This is a genomic window from Massilia sp. YIM B02443, from assembly GCF_030411955.1.
Lineage (GTDB): Bacteria > Pseudomonadota > Gammaproteobacteria > Burkholderiales > Burkholderiaceae_D > Telluria.
The window spans coordinates 48,063-69,665 of sequence record NZ_JASNRA010000002.1 but is presented as its reverse complement, the minus strand read 5'-3'; the positions used below and the strand labels follow the sequence as shown (position 1 = coordinate 69,665).

The 21,603-nt window shown below is 67.6% G+C and carries 15 protein-coding genes and 1 pseudogene; 12 read left to right on the top strand and 4 right to left on the bottom strand.

The features are described from left to right. The first annotated feature begins 45 nt into the window (after window positions 1-45). Window positions 46-1,611 (top strand): TerC family protein, encoded by a 1,566-nt coding sequence (locus tag QPK27_RS02705; RefSeq protein ID WP_290416669.1) that lies wholly within the window; start codon window positions 46-48, stop codon window positions 1,609-1,611. A gap of 72 nt (window positions 1,612-1,683) precedes the next feature. Here QPK27_RS02705 and QPK27_RS02700 read toward each other — a convergent pair whose 3' ends face one another. Beyond that, window positions 1,684-2,781 carry an ATP-grasp domain-containing protein gene (locus QPK27_RS02700; protein ID WP_290416668.1) on the bottom strand — a complete coding sequence of 366 codons (1,098 nt, stop codon included), beginning with the start codon at window positions 2,779-2,781 and terminating at the stop codon, window positions 1,684-1,686. 311 nt (window positions 2,782-3,092) lie between these two features. Here QPK27_RS02700 and QPK27_RS02695 point away from each other — a divergent pair, with 311 nt between their 5' ends. Beyond that, entirely contained in the window at window positions 3,093-3,896 is an 804-nt protein-coding gene (locus QPK27_RS02695; protein WP_290416667.1) for a fatty acid desaturase, read from the top strand. Between the two features lie 186 nt (window positions 3,897-4,082). On the opposite strand, the gene QPK27_RS02690 is transcribed toward QPK27_RS02695, so the two are convergent. The 3 genes and pseudogenes from QPK27_RS02690 to QPK27_RS25410 form a co-directional block, all read right to left on the bottom strand. Further along, window positions 4,083-5,684, bottom strand: coding sequence for a PepSY domain-containing protein (locus QPK27_RS02690; RefSeq protein ID WP_290416666.1), 1,602 nt, complete (start codon window positions 5,682-5,684; stop codon window positions 4,083-4,085). 13 nt (window positions 5,685-5,697) lie between these two features. After that, window positions 5,698-7,866: a TonB-dependent siderophore receptor gene (locus QPK27_RS02685; protein WP_290416665.1), complete on the bottom strand. Its 2,169-nt coding sequence runs from the start codon at window positions 7,864-7,866 to the stop codon at window positions 5,698-5,700. Window positions 7,867-8,077: 211 nt separating this feature from the next. Further along, a pseudogene (locus QPK27_RS25410) lies at window positions 8,078-8,302 on the bottom strand (DUF2946 family protein); the annotation flags it as partial. A 322-nt stretch (window positions 8,303-8,624) separates the two neighbouring features. Between QPK27_RS25410 and QPK27_RS02680 the strand changes: the two are divergent. The 10 genes from QPK27_RS02680 to kdpE all read left to right on the top strand — a co-directional run bounded on the left by QPK27_RS02680 (window position 8,625) and on the right by kdpE (window position 21,599). Next, entirely contained in the window at window positions 8,625-10,238 is a 1,614-nt protein-coding gene (locus QPK27_RS02680) for an ABC-F family ATP-binding cassette domain-containing protein (protein WP_290416664.1), read from the top strand. 85 nt (window positions 10,239-10,323) lie between these two features. Next, window positions 10,324-11,391, top strand: a complete 1,068-nt coding sequence (waaF, locus tag QPK27_RS02675; RefSeq protein ID WP_290416663.1) for a lipopolysaccharide heptosyltransferase II — start codon at window positions 10,324-10,326, stop codon at window positions 11,389-11,391. A 12-nt stretch (window positions 11,392-11,403) separates the two neighbouring features. Then, window positions 11,404-12,411 carry an ADP-glyceromanno-heptose 6-epimerase gene (rfaD, locus tag QPK27_RS02670; protein ID WP_290416662.1) on the top strand — a complete coding sequence of 336 codons (1,008 nt, stop codon included), beginning with the start codon at window positions 11,404-11,406 and terminating at the stop codon, window positions 12,409-12,411. Window positions 12,412-12,553: 142 nt separating this feature from the next. Further along, window positions 12,554-13,339 (top strand): TorF family putative porin, encoded by a 786-nt coding sequence (locus tag QPK27_RS02665; protein WP_290416661.1) that lies wholly within the window; start codon window positions 12,554-12,556, stop codon window positions 13,337-13,339. Between the two features lie 209 nt (window positions 13,340-13,548). Next, window positions 13,549-13,638, top strand: a complete 90-nt coding sequence (gene kdpF, locus QPK27_RS02660) for a K(+)-transporting ATPase subunit F (protein WP_290416660.1) — start codon at window positions 13,549-13,551, stop codon at window positions 13,636-13,638. Then, the gene (gene kdpA, locus QPK27_RS02655; RefSeq protein ID WP_308633383.1) at window positions 13,638-15,407 is read left to right on the top strand and encodes a potassium-transporting ATPase subunit KdpA; all 1,770 of its coding nucleotides are present in this window, start codon (window positions 13,638-13,640) and stop codon (window positions 15,405-15,407) included. The genes kdpF and kdpA overlap by 1 nt, the downstream gene beginning before the upstream one ends. Before the next feature lies 1 nt (window position 15,408). After that, on the top strand, window positions 15,409-17,526 hold the full coding sequence (kdpB, locus tag QPK27_RS02650; protein ID WP_290416658.1) for a potassium-transporting ATPase subunit KdpB: 2,118 nt from the start codon (window positions 15,409-15,411) through the stop codon (window positions 17,524-17,526). A gap of 10 nt (window positions 17,527-17,536) precedes the next feature. After that, window positions 17,537-18,145 carry a potassium-transporting ATPase subunit KdpC gene (kdpC, locus tag QPK27_RS02645; RefSeq protein WP_290416657.1) on the top strand — a complete coding sequence of 203 codons (609 nt, stop codon included), beginning with the start codon at window positions 17,537-17,539 and terminating at the stop codon, window positions 18,143-18,145. A 3-nt stretch (window positions 18,146-18,148) separates the two neighbouring features. Beyond that, on the top strand, window positions 18,149-20,914 hold the full coding sequence (locus QPK27_RS02640) for a DUF4118 domain-containing protein (RefSeq protein ID WP_290416656.1): 2,766 nt from the start codon (window positions 18,149-18,151) through the stop codon (window positions 20,912-20,914). Next, entirely contained in the window at window positions 20,907-21,599 is a 693-nt protein-coding gene (gene kdpE / locus QPK27_RS02635; protein WP_290416655.1) for a two-component system response regulator KdpE, read from the top strand. The genes QPK27_RS02640 and kdpE overlap by 8 nt, the downstream gene beginning before the upstream one ends. Window positions 21,600-21,603 lie beyond the last annotated feature (4 nt).

The following is a 21,603-nucleotide window of genomic DNA, read 5'->3' as shown; positions in this document are numbered from 1 at the left end:
CGCGATGTCGTACAATGACCCCTCCTTAACTACCAACTTACCCTAATGGAAGTGCTCTTAGACCCGAATATATGGGTCGGCCTGCTCACTCTCGTCGTGCTCGAAATCGTCCTCGGCATCGACAACCTGATCTTCATCGCCATCCTGGCGGACAAACTCCCCCCGCACCAGCGCGAGAAAGCCCGCGTCCTCGGCTTGTCGCTGGCCATGGTCATGCGCCTCGGCCTGCTGTCAGTGATCTCGTGGATGGTCACGCTGACGCAACCCCTGTTTTCCATCGCTGCGCTGTCGTTCTCCGGCCGCGACCTGATCCTGCTGTTGGGCGGTATCTTCCTGCTGTTCAAGGCCACGCTCGAGCTGCATGAGCGGGTCGAGGGCAAGTCGCACGTCCAGACCGGCAAGCGCGAATACGCCAGCTTCGCCGCCGTGGTGGCGCAGATCATTGTCCTGGACGCCGTGTTCTCGCTCGACGCCGTGATCACCGCGGTCGGCATGGTCGAGCAGCTGTGGGTCATGATGGCCGCCGTCGTGATCTCGATGAGCGTGATGCTGTTCGCTTCCAAGCCGCTGACGCGCTTCGTCAACGCGCATCCGACGGTGGTGGTGCTGTGCCTGAGCTTCCTCCTGATGATCGGCCTGAGCCTGATCGCGGAAGGCCTCGGCTTCCACATCCCGAAGGGCTATATCTACGCCGCCATTGGTTTCTCGGTCGTGATCGAAGCCCTGAACCAGCTGGCGCGCCGCAACTTCAACAAGAAGGAAGCGCACATCCCGCTGCGCGACCGCACCGCCGACGCCGTGCTGCGCCTGCTGGGCAGCAAGCGTCACAGCGAGCAGAGCGATGAAACCGAAACGGTGGCCGACACGGCCGTCGAGCCGGCTTTCGAGGACGAAGAACGGAATATGGTCAGCGGCGTGCTGAGCCTGTCGCAGCGCTCGGTACGCTCGATCATGACCAACCGCTCGGACATTTCCTGGATCAATATCGAGGACAGTGCCGAAGTCATCCGTGAGCAATTGCTGGCCACGCCGCACGGCTTCTTCCCGGTCTGCCGGGGCGAACTGGACGAGGTGATCGGCATGGCGCGCGCCAAGGACCTGATCGGCGACCTGACCCAGCTGGGCGCGATCGACCCGGCCCACATCCGCGCGCCGATCATCATGCCCGAGGGCAGCGGCGTGCTCAAGGTGATGGAGCGCCTCAAGCGCTCGCACGGCCAGCTGGTGCTGATCGCCGACGAGTACGGCACGCTGCAGGGCCTGGTGACGCCGATCGACATCCTGGAAGCGATTGCCGGCGAATTCCCGGACGAGGACGAGCAGCCGGTGGTGCAGGAAGACGGCCCGGGACGCTGGCGCGTCGACGGCACCGCCGACCTGCATTACCTGGAGCAGGTGCTCGAAGTGAATGAACTGGTCAGCGAGAACGACGACTACACGTCGCTGGCCGGCCTGATGCTCGAACGTTTCGGCTCGCTCCCGCAGCCGGGCGAGGCGATCGAGCTGCAGGGCTTGCGCTTCGAGGTGGTGCAGGTGCTGGAGCGCCGCATCGCGACCGTGCTCATCACCCGCATCGACGCCGACGCCGACGAGCCGCCCGCGCAGGCGTAAGCGGTAGAAAGCCGGCGCACATCCCGTGCACCGGCGCTGTCTCACGCTGCGGCGCCTTGCCGCAGCGGCACATCACACTTCCTTCCACGCATCGTCCAGCATGCGCAACAGCAGTTCGCTGTAATCCCATCCGCACGCGCGCGCCGCGATGGCGCTCAGGCTGTCCTGGTCGGCGCGGCCCGGCCGGCCGGCGCCGGTCATGTTCGGCTTCATGTTGAGGTCGAACAGGCGCAGCGTGCCATCGGCGTCGGCGCGGCAGTCGATACGGATCGGCGCACGCGCCTCGACCAGGCGCGCGGCGTGCACGCAGGCGTCGAGCATGGCGCTGATTGCCGGCTCGGCCTGCTCCGCGCCGGTCAGGGCGACGCTGTTGCTGGTGACGGCGACGATGCCGTTGTAGGGCGCCACGCCGTGCTCGTGGTTGAAGCGGCGTACCGGCGGCAGCGGCCGTGGCGCCCGCATCACACCGTCCTGGCCGAACCGCTGCGGCATCACGGTCACCGTTATCTCGGTGCCACTCAAAAATTGTTCGACGATCAGTTCGTCGCCGAAACGGCCGGAGTCGATCAGCTCTGCACTGGCGCGCTGGAAGGCCGCGTGGTCGTCGACCAGCGTCACGCCCTGGCTGCCGCGGCCGCGTACCGGTTTGACGATCAGCGGGAAGGCGAGGCCAAGCGTCGCCAGCTTCTCCGGCGTTAAGCTCTCCAGTGCATGGACGTTGTCGCGCGCAGTGGGCGCGGCCAGGACCGACGCGGCCACCGGCAATCCGGCTGCGCGCAGCCGGGCATTGGTGGCGAACTTGTCGTCCGCCGCCTGCATTGCCGCCGGCAACTGGCCGACGATCCAGCAGCGGCCCATCACGCTTTCCAGCGGATGGCCGGCGAACAGCACGGTGTTGGCGAAGAGCAGGGTGGCGCCGGCATCCAGCGCGGCGGCGATGCCTTCCGGCGTGTCGGGGAAAACCCAGTCCATCGCCTCGGCAGGATCGGGATCGGGCTGCGGCGTCACGATGCGCACACCGGCGTTGCGCAGTGCGAAGGCGATGTCGGCGCCGCTATCGGAATAACCGCCCGGCTTCGGATCCTTGCGGATACCGTTGATGACTGGCGGCGGCATGGCCTGGTAGAGCAGGGCGACAAGCTGGTCGCGTGGGTCCGGGCAAATCAGCATGGGGGCACTTCACAAAAATTGCATCAGCGGTAACTATAACAGCTGCTCAATTTTATTCTTTTGCTACCTCGTGCACGTCGACCGCCGACGAGGTGTCCGATTGGCGAGACCCGCGCTCCCCGCATGCCTGCTACACGGCCGGTAACAAAAACCGCATGAAAAACCCATGACCATCTTTTGACATTATTGAAGCAATTAGCGCCTAAAAGCCGCTCTTCTTACCAATTCGAACTCAGCAGTAGAACGCTATTCTTCTCTCATTATTTCAGGACGTTAAAACGTCCGGTTCGTTCAACCAGGGAGAAAACACCGTGTTCGAAGGATTCATTCAACTGAGCGCCACAGGCGTCGCCTTGACGATGGCAGGCTCGTACATCATGACCGTGTTCGCCAGCGAGCTGTACCTGCACCGCTCGCGCAGCCACCGCGCGATCACCTTTCATCCATTGCTGTGCCAGCTGTTCCGCATGTGGATCTGGCTCACTACCTACGGCGTCACCGCCAGGACCTGGGTCGCGGTGCACCGCAAGCACCACGCCAAGTGCGACACCGAAGAAGATCCACACAGCCCGCGCATCCACGGCTTGTGGACCATCCTGTCCAAGGGCACGCTGTTGTACCGCAAAGCCGCGCGCAACGCCGACCTGGTGAAAGCCTACGGCGTCGGCATCAAGGAAGACTGGATGGACCAGCACCTGTACACCAGGCACCGCTTCAAGGGCGCGCTGTTTTTCCTGGCGCTCGAGATGATGGTGTTCGGCGTGGCCAACGGGTTCTGGATCTGGCTGTTCCAGCTGTCGATCCTGCCGTTCTGGGCCTCGGGCTTCATCAACGGCATCTTCCACGTGGTCGGCTACCGCAACTTCCAGACCAAGGAAGACTCGCGCAACTTCTTCCCGATCGGGATCATCTTCGGCGGCGCCGAGCTGCACAACAACCACCACGCCAATCCGGCGTCGGCCAAGCTGTCGATGAAGTGGTGGGAGTTCGATGCGGGGTGGCTGGTGATCCGCTCGCTGTCGCTGCTCAAGCTGGTGAAGATCAATCATGATCGCTTGCCGGCGGCGGATCAGCCGCGCGTGCGGCGGCATGTGGCGGGGGCGGCGGGGCAATAAGCGAACCTCTGGCAATACGTGCACGTTCGGGCAGTGGAAAGGCCCTTCCATTGTTACCCTTTGATCCGTCATTCCCGCGAAGGCGGGAACCTAAGTTCCCAAGCTCCGCCACCTACGATTGCGCTTGTAGCTGTGCAGACAGAACTTAGGTTCCCGCCTTCGCGGGAATGACGGATTGCGGGCTAACTAAGCCGGTCGTTGGTCGGGGCTGACCATCGGCGTGCTGTCAGCAGGCTCGCCGAGGTTTCCGCGAATTTCACTCTTGGATCCCAGCTTCTTCCCCAACCTGCGCCACCCGATCACCACCCCCGTCCCACTGAGCAGCAGCCCGCCCAGGCTGAGCACGATCAACACCGCATCCCACAACGGCCGCCGCTCCAGCAACGGCAGCCAGTCCCACGAATGCAGCATCGCAAACAGCCAGCGGCTGGCGCGCTTGCCGCTGTCGAGCTGCCCCAGCACCGCCCCCGTATGCGGATCGACGTGCACCCAGGTCGCATGCGGATCGGCGAACACCAAGCGCAGCACCGGCAGCGGCTTGTCGACGCCGCCCATCATCGTGTGCGCATCGCGCGCGTAGTAATACAGGTCGTACTGCGTCAGCCGCTCGACCCGCGCCAGCGGCGCCGCCACCAGGCGCGAACCCGCATCCTGCACCGCCGCCGCATCGAGCGCCAGCGCCTGCGCGCCCGCGCTGTCGAACACCTCCGGCTGCCCGCCGGCGCGCTGCGCCAGCACCCGGTTCTCGCCCAGCACGCGCACCCAGCGCAGTTCGCGCACGTCGCCGCCTGCAGCGCGCAGCAGTGCGCCCGGCGCCGCATCCCGGTCCGACAAGACCAGCGGCCCGCCGCGCAGCGCGTCCAGCTGCAGCTGCGGCGCTCCGGTGTCGAACACGCGCCACGGATTCATCGACATCAGCCCGCTGAAGATCCAGGTGATCGTCACCAGCGCGAACAACATGCCGCTGATGTGATGCCAGCGCATCAGCGCCGACGGATACGGCGTGCGCGCCCCGCTGCGATAGGGCTTCCTGAAACGCCAGCGCATGATGCCGACCACGGTGCCGCTGAGCGCCACCGCCACGCCGACGATCGACGACCAGTTGACGATCTCGGTCCAATAGGGCTGGAACGCGTTGCCCCGGAACGGATACAGCCAGTGGATCCAGGCGCCGACGTAATTCCATAGCTGCTCGGTACGCGGCGCGTCGCGTACCACTTCGCCGGTGCGGCTGGAGATCCAGAGCAGGGTGCGCGCATCGTCCAGCATCTGCACCTTGTGCAGCGGGCGATGCGCGTCCAGCCCGCGCGAATGGGTGAACGCATCCTCATCGACGGCGCCCAGGTAGCCCAGCTTGACGCCCGGTCCGGCGAAGGCGGCCGCGCTGGCCATGGCATGCGCCCGGTCCGCCCCTTGCAGGCGGGCGCCGGTGACGGCGTCGACCACCACCATGCCGGTCCCCTTGGGCGGCGGCTTGTGCGCGTCACCGCCGGCCGCGCGCGGCGGCGTGGCCAGGTACACCGGCCGGCCGCCACTGGCCGCAGCCAGCCGCAGTTCGTCCAGCGGCCCGGCGATGCCGGCCCGCGCCAGCGCCTGGCCAGGCGCCAGCAGCGCCGCATTCGCGTCCAGGCGCAGCAGATGCTGCAGCCGCTCGTCGTCCGTCAGCTTCGGATAGCCGACGTACATCATCACCATGCCCGACGCGAACCACATCGCGAACAGCACGCAGACCGCGATGCCGAGCCAGCGGTGGATCAGGAACAGCCAGCGCTTGAAGTGCGTTTGCATGTTGTACTCCGCGTCAGAAGGCCAGGCGCAGCGAGACGTCCGCCGTGCGCGGCGCGCCCAGGTAGGCCATGGTGCTGGTCACGTTGGCCGCGTACAGGCGGTCGGTCAGGTTGCGCACGCGTCCGACCAGGGTCACGTTGCGATTCACCTGCCAGCTCAGGCCCAGGTCGACGAAGGTGTAGTCCGGCCAATATTGGGTATTGGCCGCATCCGCATACACCTTGCCCACGTGGCGCACGCCCACGTGCCCTTGCAGCGCCGGCGTGAACGCGTACGACAGCCAGATGTTGGCAACGCTCGATGGCGTGTTGTTCGGCGTCTTCCCGGCCAGAGAAATGCCACCCTGGCGGTAGTTCTCGTACTCGGCATCGACCCAGGTGAAGTTGCCTTGCACCGAGAGCTGGCGCGTCGGCTGCAGCCCGAGCGCCAGCTCGACGCCTTGCGACGACTGCTCGCCCACCAGAATGGTAAGCAGGCTGTTGTCCGGATCCTGGGTCGCGATGTTCTTGCGCGTGATATGGTACGCGGCCAGCGTCGCCGTGCCTTTGCCCTGCCAGAAATCCAGCTTGGTACCCACCTCGGCCTGGCGGCCCGTGGTCAGCTCGCTGTTGTTGCGCACGTCCGCGAACGAGGCGGTGGACAGCGCGCCCGACGGCGGATCGGCGGCCGTCGCATACGTGGCATACACGTTCATGTTCGGCGTCGCATCCCACACCAGGCCCACGCGTCCGGTGGTCGGCGAATAGCGGCGCGAGAACGTGGCCGGGTTGGTGGCTGTGACTTCGCGCCGGTTGGCCAGATCCAGTTCGATGCGTTCGTGGCGCAACGCAGTGACCAGGTTCAGCGTCGGCAGCAGGGCGGTGCGGTTTTCGAGGTAGAGCGCGGTGGTGGTGACCTTGTTGTCGCGGTCGGGGCGGAAGCCCGGCGTCATGCCCGGCACCTCGAAGAAGCGCTCGGTGACGAAGTCGTACGGGTCGACCGTGCTCACCGTCGCCGCGAGGCTGTTCGGGAAGCGCGTCTGCTTGTTGATGCTGTAGTCCAGTCCAAACGCCCAGTCGCTGCGCCTTTCTCCGATGCGGCTCTTGTAGAAGCCGTCGATGCGGTCGCCCAGCAGGCGCTGGTCGTGGCGCTGGAGCAGGGCGGCGGAACGGACCACGGCCGTATTGTCGGGCGTGAAGCGGTAGGTCTCGACGTTGCGGTAGTCGCGCAGCGCATCGTAGACGTAGAAGGTGTTGGTGAACTGCAGCGCGTCGCTCGCCTTCCAGCCGGCGATCGAGCGCAGCCAGTTGACGCGCTGGTCGTAGACGCCGTCCTGGCTGTTGTAGTTCTTGAAGCGCGTTCCCTCATCCACCTGCAGGCGTCCGGCGACGGGATTGCGCAGCGGCGTGCCCCAGTAGGGGCGGTCGACGTCTTCTTCCTGGTATTCATAGGCCAGCACGTGAGTGAAGCCGTGGCCGAAGTCCGAACGCAACGAGGCCGCCAGCTGGGTCGAGCGGCTGTCGGTGCCGTCCGTCGGGTTGCCGCCGTCGCGGTGGTTGACGTCGATGCGCGCATAATGGGCGCCATGGCCGTCGCCCACCTGGCGGTTCAGGCCGACCGAGGCTTCCTTGAGGTCGTCCGCACCCAGGCGCAGGCGCGCCTCCGAAAAGTCGCGGCGTTCGGCCAGCTTGGTGACGTAGTTGATCGAACCGCCGACCGCGCCGGAGCCGAACAGGAAGCTGGACGGACCGCCGATCGCCTCGACCCGGTCGATGATCCAGCTGTCCACCGGCCGCGCTGCAATCGAATACTGCACGTTGATGCCGTTGAACAGCTGGCTCACCGAGCCGCTGCCGAAGCCACGGTAGCTGACGCCGATATTGCCCGGCGCGCTGTGCGCGGTGACGCCGGGGATGGCGCGCAGGATTTCCTGGGTGTCGGCGGCGCCGCGCACGTCGATGATACCGCGGTCGACCACAGTGACGCTGGCCGGCGTCTCGCGCGAGTTCAAGCCCAGGCGGCTGCCTGTGTCGATCGGGGTGTCGAGGTTGAGCAGGCCGTTGGCGCGCGGCGCTTCGGCGCTGACTTCGACGGTGGGGATAGCCTTGGCGTCGCCGGTCTGGGCTTGCGCCTGCCAGGCGGCAGCGGCGCAGGCGACGGCGAGCGCGAGCCGGCGCCGGGTTGGGGTAATACTGATCTTCATGATGCTTCCTGGTTGCGCGGCATGGCGCTTGCCGAAGGCAAGTGCGGACGGCAGTGGTCAACGGGATTCCGGCGACAGACGTGCATCTGCCGATGGCAGGACAGGGCGCCGCGGAATCGTGGAGGAACTCAGGAAAGCGAAGACGGCGGCCCGCGCGACTGCGTGGGCGACCAGGCGACTGCGGGCTGGGAGCGTGGTAGAACAGGGCAGGATACGGGTCGCGCTGCTGACCCGGCACCAGCACCGGCGCGAGCGGCGGCGGCGGGGCGAGCGCGGCGTGGTGGTGCGAGCAGCACAGGTCGCAGTGCGACATGTCCGGCACCGCCGGCACGGCCGGCGCGTTGTCGTCTGCCAGCACCATCACGTGGCGGGTGCCGCTAGCGCTGCAGATCTCGGTCATGTACGACGGGTCGGCCTTTGACCCATGGTGCGGCATGGCATGCGACAGCGCAGGCGCGAACAGGCCGAACAGGAACGCCAGGAGGACGGTCCAGCCATAAAAAACGCGCGTTGTGCGAAGCGTGTGCATGTGAAAATTATAGCGCCGGCCGCAGAGCGGCGCGCACGGGTGGTCAATTTGTCCGATCGCCGCGCCCCCCGGCGCTTGCCACGGCCTGTTGTCGTTGCTACCATTCGGGTTCGATTCCTGCCGGAGACGCTTGTGTAATTTTTTCCCGATGCCGCCGTCCACATGACGGTTCTTCTTCCTCTTCCCCTGATTCAGCGGGAAGCGTTCGGGCATCCATGGAAAAAATCACATGACGAATCCTCTCCTGACGCTCGACGGCGTCGCTTTCATCCTGCCCGACGGCAGGGCCCTCTTTTCCGATCTCGACTGGCAATGCGACGGCCGCCGTACGGGCCTGGTCGGCCGCAACGGCGCCGGCAAGTCGGTGCTGGCGCGCCTGCTCGCCGGCGAACTCGCTCCCACCCATGGCCGCTGCAGCCGCGCCGGCATGGTCGCCTGCCTGTCGCAGCAGGCCGGCGACGGCGCCGCGCATTCCGTGGGCGACCTGGCCGGCATCGGCGCCATCACGCGTGCGCTGGCGCGCATCGAAGCCGGCAGCAGCGACCCTGCCGATTTCGACGCGGTCGGCGAACAATGGGACATCGCCACGCGCCTGCAGCAGTCGCTCGAACGGCAAGGATTGGGCCACGTAACGCTCGCCACGCCGGTGACCACACTCAGCGGCGGCGAGGCGATGCGCGTGGCATTGGCCGGCGCCATGCTGCTGGACCCCGACATCCTGATCCTCGACGAGCCGACCAATCACCTCGACAGGGCGCACCGCCAGTCGCTGATCGCCCAGTTGCGCACGTGGCCGAAAGGCTTGCTGGTGATCAGCCACGACCGCGAACTGCTGGGCGAGATGGAGCGCATCGTCGAACTGTCGGCGCACGGCCTGCGCAGCTACGGCGGCGACTATGCCTTCTATGAAGAGGCGCGCCGCCACGAGCAGGACAGCGCGCAGCAGGCGCTGGCCCACGCGCGCCTGGAACTCAAGCGCGACGAGCAGGCGCGGCGCGAACAGCGCGAACGCCAGGAGCGGCGCCAGGCGCGTGGCACACGTGACAGCAAGGACGCCAACCAGGCCGCGATCCTGCTGGGTCGCGGCAAGGAACGCAGCGAAGGCAGCTCCGGACGCCTGCAACGGCAGCACGACGCCGCGCGCAGCGAGGGCCTGGCGCGGGTGCGCGACGCGGCCAGCCACGCACTTGATATCGACGCGGTGCGCATCCATGTCGGTGAGTTCACGCAATCGGCCCAGCGCCGCGTGGCCGAACTGGACGCGGTGACGCTGCCGTTCTTGCCCGCACCGCTCGACCGCATCGACCTGACCGTGAGCGGACGCCAGCGCATCGCCATCGTCGGCCCCAACGGCTGCGGCAAGTCGACCCTGCTCAAGGTGCTGGCCGGACGCCTGGCGCCCGTCGCCGGCCGCTGCAGCCTGGCGCCCGACGTCGCCTGGCTCGACCAGCAACTGGCCACGCTCGATCCGGCGCGCTCCACGCTCGAACAGCTGCTGGCCGTGAACCGCAGCGTAGGCCAGGACATGCTGCGCACCTGGCTGGTGCAATTGGGTCTCGATGCGCGGCTGATCGCGCAGCCGACCGGCCAGCTGAGCGGCGGCGAGCGCCTGAAGGCGGCGCTGGCCTGCGTCCTGTATGCCGATCCGCCGCCGGCGCTGCTGCTGCTCGACGAGCCGACCAACCACCTCGACCTGGCGTCGCTGGGCGCGCTGGAGGCGATGCTGGGCGCCTACGGCGGCGCGCTGGTGCTGGTATCGCACGACCGCGTGTTCCTGGAGCGGATCGGGCTGACGCACCGCCTGTCGGCGACCAGCGCCGGCTGGCGCCTGGAGGAATGCTGAACGGTCCGCGAGCCGTGCCGACGGTTGCTATAATCGGGGATTGTGGCCGCAGGCCAAGACCCATCGCATTCAACCAAACGACACCATGCTGCGCACCCTTGTCATCTCCCCGAACTGGATCGGCGACGCCGTCATGGCGCAGCCGCTGCTGCGCCGGCTCAGGGAGCGCCATCCCGAGCGTCCGATCGACGTGCTGGCGCCGACCTGGGTCGCCCCGGTATGGCGTGCGATGGCCGAAGTCGACACGGTGATCGAGTCGCCCTTGAAGCACGGTTCGCTGCAGTGGAAGGAACGCAAGGCGTTCGCCAGGATGCTCAAGGCGCGCGGCTATGCCGACTCCTACGTGCTGCCCAACACCCTGAAGTTCGCCCTGATCCCGTGGCTGGCCGGCATCCCGAAGCGCGTCGGCTACAAGGGCGAGATGCGCTATGGCCTGGTCAACGTGATGCACCACGACGACAAGGCGGCGCCGCGGCCGATGGCGCAGTTCTACGAGGCGCTGGCCGCCCAGCCGGTGCGCGCGCTTGCGCGTCCCGAGCGCCTGCCGGAGCCGAGGATGACGGTGAAGGAGGGCGAAGCGCAAGCCGCGATCGCGCGCCTGCAGCTGCCCGCCGGCGTGTACGTGGCCTTCGCCCCCGGCGCTGAATTCGGCCCGGCCAAGCGCTGGCCCGCATCCTATTTTGCCGAGCTGGCGCAGACCATCCTGGCCAATCGTCCGGATGCGCAGATCCTGCTGCTCGGCTCCCCGAAAGACCGCGCCGTGTGCGACGAGATCACGGCCATCGTGCCGCGGGCGCACAATCTGGCCGGCTCGACCTCGCTGTCGGAGGCGATTGCCCTGATCTCGCAGTGCGCCGCCGTGGTCACCAACGACTCCGGCCTGATGCACATCGGCGCCGCCCTCGGCCGCCCGGTGGTGGCGATCTACGGCCCCACCGACCCGCGCCACACGCCGCCCCTGTCGCAACTGGCGCAGATCCTGTGGCTGCACATCGAATGCTCGCCGTGCCAGCAGCGCGAGTGTCCGCTGGGGCACCAGAACTGCATGAAGCAGATCCTGCCGGCGGCCGTGTGGCAGCCCTTGCAACCCATGCTGGCCGCCGCGGCCGCCGTCGATGGCAATGCGCGCGCGGCCGCTCGAACGATTTACTGAAGAGGACATCCCATGATTCTGGTCACAGGCGCAGCAGGCTTCATCGGCGCGAACCTGGTGCACGCCCTGTCGGCGCGCCAGCCGTTTTCCGTGTTCGCGGTCGACAACATGTCGCGTCCCGAAAAATTCCACAACATCGTCGACGCCGAGATCGCGGATTACGCGGACAAGGAAGACTTCCTGGTGCGCCTGAAGGCCGGCGAATTCGACAACAAGTTCAGCGCCGTGCTGCACCAGGGCGCCTGCTCCAACACGATGGAGATGGACGGCCGCTACATGATGAAGAATAACTACGACTACACGGTCGCGTTGTTCGAGTTCTGCCAGCGCCAGGGCATCCCCTTCATCTACGCTTCGTCGGCCGCCGTCTACGGCGCCGGCACCACCTTCCGCGAAGAGCGCCCGCTGGAGCGTCCGCTGAACGTCTACGGTTACTCCAAGTTCCTGTTCGACCAGTACCTGCGCCGCTACTGGCAGGCCAAGGGCAAGGATAGCGGCAGCCAGGTGGTCGGCCTGCGCTACTTCAACGTCTACGGTCCGCTGGAAGGGCACAAGGGCACCATGGCCTCGGTCCCGTTCCACCAGTTCAACCAGTTCCAGAAGGACGGCAAGGTCAAGCTGTTCGGCGCCAACGACGGCTACGACGCTGGCGCCCAGATGCGCGACTTCATCTACGTCGAGGACGTGGTCAAGGTCAACCTGTTCTTCCTGGATCACCCGGAGCAGCGCGGCATCTTCAACCTCGGCACCGGCCGCGCCCAGCCGTTCAACGACCTGGCGGTGGCCACCGTGAATGCGCTGGCCAACGAGGGCAATGCGCCGCTGTCGCTGCAGCAGATCCTGGACCAGGGCCTGCTCGAATACCTGCCGTTCCCGGACAAGTTGAAGGGCAAGTACCAGAGCTTCACCCAGGCCGACATCTCGGCGCTGCGCGCAGCCGGCTACGATGAACCGTTCACCGACGTGGCGACCGGCGTGGCCAGGTACATGGACTGGCTGCGCGCGCAACCGGCGCGTTGATCCAGCCACAGGTCGATACACGGCGTTTACATTTCGCGCCGGCCTTTATACCAACTTTTTACGCCTGAATCGCTAACCTGCTCGTGTTCCATGCGGCGTCCTCGCGCCGCATGGTCTCAATAACAACCACGAGCAGGGAAACATGAAAGCACCGATTCAAGCGCGCCTGGCCGTCATGGCCGCCGCCATCGCCATGGCGGGCGCCGCCCACGCCCAGATCAACGCCGAAGCACAGGCCACCGAAACCACCGCGGCGCCGGCATCCACCTTCAGCTGGAACGCCACCGTCATCTCCGACTACCGCTACCGCGGCATCTCGCAGACCCGCCTGCAACCGGCGCTGCAGGGCGGCGCCGACTATGTTCATGCGAACGGCTGGTACGTCGGCGCCTGGGGTTCGACCATCAAGTTCGCCAAGGATGCCGGCGGCGATGGCGAGGTCGAGATCGACGTCTACGGCGGCAAGCGCGGCGAACTCTCGCCCGGCCTGTCATACGACGTCGGCGTGCTGCGCTACTTCTACCCGGACAACAAGCTGGGCCAGGTCCCCGGCTTCGTCAGCGCCCACACCACCGAGGTCTACGGCCAGCTGGGATATGGCCCGGCCTACGTCAAGTATTCGCACGCGACCACCAACCTGTTCGGCTTCGTCGACAGCGAGAACAGCGGCTACCTGGACATCGGCGCCAACATCGACGCCGGCAACGGCCTCACCGTGCAGCTGCACGCCGGCCACCAGAAGGTCAAGAACAATGAGGCCGCCGACTACACCAACTGGAAGATCGGCGTCAGCCGCCAGTTCGAGGTCGCCACCGTGGCACTGGCCTACGTCGGCACCAACGCCAGCAAGAGCGCCTACGCCTCGCCGAAGAATGGCAAGTTCACCGGCCGCGATGCGCTGGTGCTGAGCGTCAGCCGCACTTTCTGAGCGCCTGCGCCAGAGCCGCGTTTACATCGCGTTTACGCGGCGTCGCCCGCTTTTTATCCCATCTTTAGGGCGATGCCGCTACGCTCGAATCCACAACAACAACGCTGAAAGCGAACGTCCATGGACTTCATCTTTATCGGCGCGCTCCTCGTGTTCTTCCTCCTGACCTGGCTGCTGGTCGTGGGTTGCGCACGCCTGGGAGCCAAGCCATGACTCTCTCCTATCTCGTCGGCGGCCTGGCCGCCGCCGCGCTGCTGGTCTACCTGCTTGTGGCGCTGTTCAAGCCGGAGGATCTGTGATGAGCGAATTCCTCCTCTTGCTGGCTGCCTTCCTGGCCGTTCTGCTGGCGCTGAGCTGGCCCCTCGGCGCGCTGATGGCGCGCATCGCCAGCCGTCCTGCCAATGATGGTGCCGGATTCGGCGCGCGCATGGAACGCGGCCTGCTGCGCCTGGCCGGCCCTGCCGCCAGCACGGACCAGGGCTGGAAAGCCTACGCCATCGCGCTGATCGCATTCAATGCCGTCGGCGCCTTGTTCGTCTACCTGCTGCAGCGCGTGCAGGCCTCGCTTCCGCTCAACCCGGAAGGCATGGCCAACGTCAGCCCCGACTCCAGCTTCAATACCGCCATCAGTTTTGTCGCCAACACCAACTGGCAGGGCTACAGCGGCGAACAGACCATGAGCATCCTGACCCAGATGCTGGGCCTGGCCTGCCAGAACTTCTTCTCGGCCGCCACCGGCATCGCCGTGGTGTTCGCGCTCATCCGCGGCTTCGCGGCAAAGTCGAGCAGCTCGATCGGCAACTTCTGGGTCGACGTCACGCGTTCGACCCTGTACGTGCTGCTGCCGCTGTCGATCGTGCTGGCCGTGTTCCTGTCGGCGCAAGGCGTGGTGCAGAACTTCGCCAGCCACGTCGATGCGAAGATGCTGGAGCCGATCACCTATTCGGTGCCGGGCGCCGACGGCGCACCCGCAACCGAGGCACGCGCGGACACGCAAACTATTCCGATGGGCCCGGTCGCTTCGCAGGAAGCGATCAAGATGCTCGGCACTAACGGCGGCGGCTACTTCAACGCCAACTCGGCGCACCCGTTCGAGAACCCGAACGCGCTGACCAACTTCGCGCAGATGATCGCCATCTTCCTGATCCCGGCCGCGCTGTGCTTCACCTTCGGACGCATGGTGGGCGACATTCGCCAGGGCTGGGCGGTGCTGGCGACCATGACGCTGCTGTTCGTGGTCGCCTGCTGCGTCGCCTACTCGGCCGAGCAACAGGCCAATCCGCTGCTGACCCAGCTGGGCGTGGACGCCAGCGCCAGCACCCTGCAATCGGGCGGCAATATGGAAGGCAAGGAAACCCGCTTCGGCATCGCCGCATCTAGCCTGTTCGCAGTGGTCACCACGGCCGCATCGTGCGGCGCGGTCAATGCCATGCACGACTCGTTCATGCCGCTGGGCGGCATGGTGCCGATGGTGATGATGCAGTTGGGCGAAGTGGTGTTCGGCGGCGTCGGCACCGGCCTGTACGGCATGCTGGTGTTCGCGATCCTGGCGGTGTTCATCGCCGGCCTGATGATCGGCCGCACCCCGGAATACCTGGGCAAGAAGATCCAGGCCTACGAGATGAAGATGGCGGCGCTGGTGATCCTGGTGACCCCGTGCCTGGTGCTGCTCGGCACCGCGCTGGCGGTGACATCCGCCAGCGGCACGGTCGGCGTGGCCAACCCTGGCGCGCACGGCTTCTCCGAGATCCTGTACGCAGTGACCTCGGCGGCCAACAACAACGGCAGCGCCTTCGCCGGCCTGTCGGCCAACACACCGTTCTACAACGCGCTGCTTGGCCTGGCCATGTGGTTCGGCCGCTTCGCCGTGATCGTGCCGGTGCTGGCGATCGCCGGTTCGCTGGCGTCGCGCCAGCGCCTCCCCGTCACCTCCGGCACGTTGCCCACGCACGGCCCGATGTTCATCGGCATGCTGGCCGCCGTCGTCGTGCTGGTCGGTGTGCTCAACTACGTCCCGGCCCTGGCCCTCGGCCCGGTGGTCGAACACCTCCAGCTGTTCGGAGAATAATATGGATCAATCGATACCCCAAGTCCAAACCCAAGCGCAGGCTCAAGGCCAGGGCGCGCGCCGCTCGCTGACCCTGTTCGATGCGAGCCTGCTCGGCCCGGCCATCGTCGACGCCTTCCGCAAGCTCGATCCGCGCACCCAGCTGCGCAGCCCGGTGATGTTCGTCGTCTACATCGGCAGCATCCTCACCACGCTGCTGTATGTGCAGGCCTTGATGGGCAACGCAGAAGCGCCGGCCGGATTCATCCTGGCCACCGCCGTCTGGCTGTGGTTCACGGTGCTGTTCGCGAACTTCGCCGAAGCGCTGGCCGAAGGACGCAGCAAGGCGCAAGCGGCCTCGCTGCGCAACCTGCGCCAGACCGTGATGGCCAAGAAGCTCGATGCGCCGGGCCACGGCGCGGCCTGGCACCACACCGCTTCGACCGACCTGCGCAAAGGGATGTTCTTCCTGGTCGAAGCGGGCGACGTGATTCCGGTCGACGGCGAAGTGATCGACGGCGTGGCCTCGGTCGACGAAAGCGCCATCACCGGCGAATCGGCGCCGGTGATCCGCGAGTCGGGCGGCGACTTCTGCGCCGTCACCGGCGGCACCCGTATCCTGTCGGACTGGCTGGTGGTGCGCGTCAGCGCCAATCCGGGCGAGACCTTCCTGGACCGCATGATCGGCATGGTCGAAGGCGCGGCGCGCAAGAAGACGCCGAACGAGATCGCGCTGACCATCCTGCTGGTGGCCCTGACCATCGTGTTCCTGGTGGTGACCGTGACCCTGCTGCCGTTCTCGCTGTTCGCGGTGCAGGCGGCCGGCAGCGGTTCGCCGGTGACCATCACCGCGCTGGTGGCGCTGCTGGTATGCCTGATCCCGACCACCATCGGCGGCCTGCTGTCGGCCATCGGCGTGGCCGGCATGAGCCGCATGATGGGCGCCAACGTGATCGCCACCTCGGGCCGCGCGGTGGAAGCGGCCGGCGACGTCGACGTGCTGTTGCTCGACAAGACCGGCACCATCACCTTCGGCAACCGCCAGGCGGCCGCCTTCCTGCCGGCGCCGGGCGTGCGCGAAGAAGAACTGGCCGACGTGGCGCAACTGGCGTCGCTGGCCGACGAAACGCCGGAAGGGCGCAGCATCGTGGTGCTGGCCAAGAAGCGCTTCAATATCCGCGAGCGCGCCATGGAGCCGCTGGGCGCCGTGTTCGTGCCGTTCACCGCGCAGACCCGCATGAGCGGCGTCGATCTCGGCGCGCGTCAATTGCGCAAGGGCGCTGCCAGCGCGATCCGCAAGCACGTGGAGTCGCTCGGCCAACCGTGGCCGCTGGACGTCGAACGCAGCGTCGACGACGCCTCGCGCCGCGGCAGCACGCCGCTGGTGGTGACCGACGGCGCGCGCGTGATGGGCGTGGTGGAGCTGAAGGACGTGGTCAAGGGGGGCATCCGCGAACGCTTCGCCGAGCTGCGCCGCATGGGCGTGAAGACGGTGATGGTCACCGGCGACAACAAGCTGACTGCGGCCGCGATTGCGGCGGAAGCCGGCGTCGACGACTTCATCGCCGAAGCCACGCCGGAGGACAAGCTGGCGCTGATCCGCACCTACCAGAACGAAGGCAAGCTGGTGGCGATGACCGGCGACGGCACCAACGACGCGCCGGCGCTGGCCCAGGCCGACGTCGCGGTGGCGATGAACTCGGGCACCCAGGCCGCGAAAGAGGCCGGCAACATGGTCGACCTGGATTCCAACCCGACCAAGCTGCTCGAGATCGTCGAGATCGGCAAGCAGATGCTGATGACGCGCGGCGCCCTGACCACGTTCTCGATCTCGAACGATATCGCCAAGTACTTCGCGATCGTGCCGGCGATGTTCGTGGCCACCTATCCGAGCCTGAAGGCGCTGGACGTCATGAACCTGACCAGCCCGGCGTCGGCGATCATGTCGGCAGTGATCTTCAACGCCCTGATCATCGTGTTCCTGATCCCGCTGGCGCTGCGCGGCGTGCGCTACCGTGCGATCGGCGCCGCCTCGCTGCTGCGCCGGAACATGTTCATTTATGGCCTGGGCGGCCTGCTGCTGCCGTTCGCCGGCATCAAGCTGATCGACATGCTGCTGGCCGCATTCAATCTCACGTAAGGAAACCGTCATGCAAGCGATTCTTCGTCCCGCGATCGTGCTGTTCGCGGTGCTCACCCTGATCTGCGGCGTGCTGTATCCGGCCGCCGTCACCGGCATCGCCCAGGCCGCGTTCCCGGCTGCGGCCAACGGCAGCCTGGTCGAGAAAGACGGCCAGGTCGTTGGTTCGTCCCTGATCGGCCAGCAGTTCACCGCACCCGGCTACTTCTGGGGCCGTCCATCGGCCACCGGCCCGATGCCGAACAACGGCGGCGGCTCGGGCGGCTCGAACCAGGGCCCGCTCAATCCGGCGCTGCAGGAAGCCGTCAAGGGCCGCATCGCCGCCCTGCGCGCAGCGGACCCGGACAACACCGCCCCGGTGCCGGTCGACCTGGTCAGCGCTTCGGGCAGCGGCCTCGATCCCGAGATCAGCCTGGCCGCCGCGCAGTATCAAGCTGCGCGCGTGGCCCGTGCGCGCGGCTTGAGCCAGGAACGCGTGAACGCCCTGGTCGAGCAGCACACCCAGCTGCGCGCACTGGGCCTGTTCGGCGAACCGCGCGTCAATGCATTGGCGCTGAACCTGGACCTCGACAAGGAGGCCAAGGTGGCTACGGTTGCCAAAACCGGGCATACTCGCTGAACCATGCCCCAAGAGGATTACCAACAGCGGCGACCCGACCCCGACGCATTGCTCGCACAGATGCGCGAGCAGGAGCGGCGCGCCGCGCGCGGCCGATTGCGCATCTACTTCGGTGCGTCGGCCGGCGTCGGCAAGACCTACGCCATGCTGGAAGAGGCGCACAAGCAGCAAGCGGAGGGCAGGGCGCCGCTGGTCGGCATCATCGAGACCCACGGCCGGGCCGAGACCGCCCAGTTGCTCGAGGGTCTTGATGTGCTGCCGCGGCGCCAGGTCGAGCACCGTGGGCGCCGGCTGGAGGAATTCGACCTCGACGCCGCGCTGGCGCGCGCGCCCGGCGTGATCCTGGTCGACGAGCTGGCGCATTCCAACGCGCCCGGCTCGCGCCATCCCAAGCGCTGGCAGGACGTCGAAGAACTGCTCGACGCCGGCATCGACGTGCTCACCACCGTCAACGTCCAGCATCTGGAAAGCCTGAACGACGTGGTGGGCGGGATCGCCGGCATCCGCGTTTCCGAAACCGTGCCCGACGGCGTGTTCGACGCCGCCGACGAAGTGGTGATGGTCGACCTGCCGGCCGATGCGCTGCTGGCGCGGCTGAAAGAGGGCAAGGTCTACCAGCCCTTGCAGGCCGAACGCGCCGCCGGCAACTTCTTCAGGAAGGGCAACCTGATCGCGCTGCGCGAACTGGCGCTGCGCCGCACCGCCGACCGCGTCGAAGGCGACGTGCGCGCCTGGCGCGAACAGCAATCGATCGACGCGATCTGGAAGACCGGCGCCAACCTGCTGGTGTGCGTCGGCCCCGGCCCCGACGCCGAACACGTGGTGAGGAGCGGGGCGCGCATCGCGTCGCAGCTGGGCACCGCCTGGCACGCGGTGTACGTCGAGACGCCGCGCCTGGGCCGCCTGCCCGAGCGCGAGCGCGCGCGCGTGACCGACACCCTCAAACTGGCGCAGGACCTGGGCGCCGCCACTGCCGTGCTGGCGGGCGACGACGTCGCCGCCGCCACCCTCGACTATGCGCGCGACCACAACCTGTCGCGCATCGCGCTCGGGCGCGCCCATACCGGCTTCGGCGCGGCCTGGCGCCGCCGCTTCGCGCCGCGCACCGGCCGCCAGCTGGCGCGCCGCGCGCCGGGCGTGGACCTGATCGAGATCGGCTTGCCGGCGCTGGTCGAGCGCGCGCCCGCAGCCGAGGTCCGCGCGGCCGGCGGCGGCGCGCCGCGCGCACCGCTGTCCGCGCATGCCTGGGCCGCCGGCGCCAGCCTGCTGGCGGCGGCCCTGGCCGCGCCGCTGCAGGGCCGCTTCGACCTGGTCAACATCGCCATGCTGTTCCTGCTGGTGGTGCTGCTGGTGGCAATGCGCCTCGGGCGCGCGCCCTCGGTCACCGCCACCTGCGTCGGCGTGGCCTGCTTCGATTTCATCTACGTGCCGCCGCGCTTCACGCTGGCGGTGTCCGACTTCCAGTACGTGGTCACCTTCGGCGTGATGCTGGCGGTGGGCCTGATCACCGGCCACCTGACCGCCGGCCTGCGCTTCCAGGCGCGCGTCGCGGCCGAGCGCGAGCGCCGCGTGCGCGCGCTGTACGAGTTCGCGCGCGAGCTGTCCGGCGTGCTGGCGGCGTCGCAGGTGTTCGAGTCGAGCCGCGCGGTGATCCAGAACGCCTTCGGCGCGCGCGCCACGCTGCTGGTGCCGGACGCGGGCGGAAAGCTCGGCATGCCGCCGCTGGACGACGGCAGCCCGGGCGGCGCGCTGCCGGCCAACGTCGACCACGGCGTCGCGCAGTGGGCTTACGACCACGCGCAGGCGGCCGGCCTGGGCACCGACACGCTGCCGGCCAGCCCCGCGTTCTATCTGCCGCTGGTGGCGCCGATGCGCACCCGCGGCGTGCTGGCGATCGAGCCGGAAGGCGGCAGCTGGGGCCTGTCGCCCGAGCAGCATCGCCAGCTCGACGCGCTGGCGGCGCTGGCCGCGATCGCGCTCGAACGGGTGCACTACGTCGAGGTGGCGCAGGCGGCGCTGGTGAACATGGAATCCGAACGCCTGCGCAATTCGCTGCTGGCGGCGTTGTCGCACGACCTGCGCACGCCGCTCACGGCGCTGGTCGGGCTGTCCGAATCGCTGCTGCGCGGCGCGCCGCTGCCGGCCGGGTCGCACGATCTGGCGCAGGCCCTGCACGACGAAGCGGTGCGCATGGGGCTTCTCGTCGCCAACCTGCTCGACATGGCGCGCATCGAGAGCGGGGAGGTGCGCTTCAACCTGGAGTGGCAGGCGCTGGAAGAAGTGGTCGGCTCGGCGCTGCGCGCCTGCGGCAATGCGCTGCGCCGCCACCGCATCGAGGTGCGCTTGCCGCCCGACCTGCCGCTGGTGCAGTTCGACGCCGTGCTGATCGAACGCGTGCTGTGCAACCTGGTCGAGAACGCGGCCAAATACACGCCGGATGGTTCGCGCATCGAGATCGCGGCGCGCCAGCGCGGCGACTGGGTCGACGTCACGGTCAGCGACGACGGGCCGGGCCTGCGCGCCGGCAGCGAAGAAGCGATCTTCGAGAAGTTTACGCGCGGCGAACGCGAATCGGCGCTGCCCGGCGTCGGCCTGGGGCTGGCGATCTGCCGCGCCATCGTCGAGGCGCACGGCGGCACGATCCGCGCAACCGCATCGACGTTGGGCGGCGCGGCCTTCGTGTTCTCGCTGCCGAGCGGGACGCCGCCGAGCGCACCGGAATTGGATACACTGGCCCTGACGCCAACGATGGAACGGAATCATGAGTGACACCCCCAGCGCCCTGCTGGTCGAAGACGAACCGCAGATCCGCCGCTTCGTGCGCGCCGCCCTGGAACAGGAGGGCTGGCAGGTGCACGAGTCAGGCAGTATCAACCGCGGCCTGATCGACGCCGGTACGCGCCGCCCCGATCTGATCGTGCTCGACCTCGGCCTGCCCGACGGCGACGGCATCGACTTCATCGAGGACGTGCGCAAGTGGTCGGCGGTGCCGATCATCGTGCTGTCGGCGCGCGTGGCGGAAGGGGAGAAGATCCGCGCGCTCGACGCCGGCGCCAACGACTATCTGACCAAGCCGTTCGGCACCGGAGAATTGCTGGCGCGCGTGCGCGCCACCTTGCGCCGCCAGCGCCAGCCGGCCGCGGGCGCCGATGGCGCGATCCGCTTTGGCGACGTGGCGGTGGACTTGCAGGACCGCTCGGTGACGCGCGCCGGCGAGCACGTGCACCTGACGCCGACCGAGTACCGGCTGCTGTCGGTGCTGGTCGGGAATGCGGGAAGGGTGATGACCAATCCGCAGCTATTGCGCGCGGTGTGGGGGCCGGGGCATGCCGAGAGCGGCCATTACCTGCGCATCTACATGGGCCATCTGCGCCACAAGCTGGAAGCCGATCCGGCCCAGCCGCGCCACTTCCTGACCGAGACCGGCGTCGGCTACCGGCTGTGGCTGGGGTAGGGCT

Bases quoted from the DNA above. Each gene is read 5' to 3' on its own strand.
- QPK27_RS02705 (WP_290416669.1), top strand. From the start codon at position 46: ATGGAAGTGCTCTTAGACCCGAATATATGGGTCGGCCTGCTCACTCTC.
- QPK27_RS02640 (WP_290416656.1), top strand. From the start codon at position 18,149: ATGCCCCAAGAGGATTACCAACAGCGGCGACCCGACCCCGACGCATTG.
- waaF (WP_290416663.1), top strand. From the start codon at position 10,324: ATGCTGCGCACCCTTGTCATCTCCCCGAACTGGATCGGCGACGCCGTC.
- kdpA (WP_308633383.1), top strand. From the start codon at position 13,638: ATGAGCGAATTCCTCCTCTTGCTGGCTGCCTTCCTGGCCGTTCTGCTG.
- rfaD (WP_290416662.1), top strand. From the start codon at position 11,404: ATGATTCTGGTCACAGGCGCAGCAGGCTTCATCGGCGCGAACCTGGTG.
- QPK27_RS02685 (WP_290416665.1), bottom strand. From the start codon at position 7,866: ATGAAGATCAGTATTACCCCAACCCGGCGCCGGCTCGCGCTCGCCGTC.
- kdpE (WP_290416655.1), top strand. From the start codon at position 20,907: ATGAGTGACACCCCCAGCGCCCTGCTGGTCGAAGACGAACCGCAGATC.
- QPK27_RS02665 (WP_290416661.1), top strand. From the start codon at position 12,554: ATGAAAGCACCGATTCAAGCGCGCCTGGCCGTCATGGCCGCCGCCATC.
- kdpC (WP_290416657.1), top strand. From the start codon at position 17,537: ATGCAAGCGATTCTTCGTCCCGCGATCGTGCTGTTCGCGGTGCTCACC.
- QPK27_RS02690 (WP_290416666.1), bottom strand. From the start codon at position 5,684: ATGCAAACGCACTTCAAGCGCTGGCTGTTCCTGATCCACCGCTGGCTC.
- kdpB (WP_290416658.1), top strand. From the start codon at position 15,409: ATGGATCAATCGATACCCCAAGTCCAAACCCAAGCGCAGGCTCAAGGC.
- QPK27_RS02700 (WP_290416668.1), bottom strand. From the start codon at position 2,781: ATGCTGATTTGCCCGGACCCACGCGACCAGCTTGTCGCCCTGCTCTAC.
- kdpF (WP_290416660.1), top strand. From the start codon at position 13,549: ATGACTCTCTCCTATCTCGTCGGCGGCCTGGCCGCCGCCGCGCTGCTG.
- QPK27_RS02680 (WP_290416664.1), top strand. From the start codon at position 8,625: ATGACGAATCCTCTCCTGACGCTCGACGGCGTCGCTTTCATCCTGCCC.